This window comes from Photorhabdus sp. S10-54 (assembly GCF_963878145.1).
Lineage (GTDB): Bacteria > Pseudomonadota > Gammaproteobacteria > Enterobacterales > Enterobacteriaceae > Photorhabdus > Photorhabdus kayaii.
Window position 1 is genome coordinate 1 of record NZ_CAWNXG010000182.1, and the last position, 501, is coordinate 501.

The following is a 501-nucleotide window of genomic DNA, read 5'->3' on the forward strand; positions in this document are numbered from 1 at the left end:
GCTTTGCGGAGCTGAGTGACAGCTATTATGTCGCCAGCGTGGCGGTGGATGTGGATAAAGATAAAGACGAGAAGCGCTACAACAACGGCACCGATACTTATACCTTCACGGCGACGGTGAAGGATGGGCATGGCAATCTGGTGGTGGATCAACCGGTCGAGATTGACTGGCAGACAGACCCCGCGGTGGCCGGGCTAAAACTGACGAAACAAAGCAATTCGGTGAGTAACGCACAGGGGCAGGTGACGGCGACCTTAACCAGCACGGCGGCAGTGGCGGATGTGCAGGTGTCGGCGAAAACGGCCAGCCAGCAAACGGCAGTGAAGGCAGCGAGCAAAGTCAGCTTTGCGGAGCTGAGCACCAGCTATTATGTTGCCAGCGTGGCGGTGGATGTGGATAAAGATAAAGACGAGAAGCGCTACAACAACGGCACCGATACTTATACCTTCACGGCGACGGTGAAGGATGGTCATGGCAATCTGGTGGTGGATAAACCGATCG

At 55.7% G+C, this 501-nt stretch carries 1 protein-coding gene; it reads left to right on the forward strand.

What is annotated here, in order from left to right:
• Positions 1 to 501 (forward strand): Ig-like domain-containing protein (locus tag AACQ83_RS24440; RefSeq protein WP_192881127.1); only part of this gene is annotated, 501 nt, incomplete at both ends.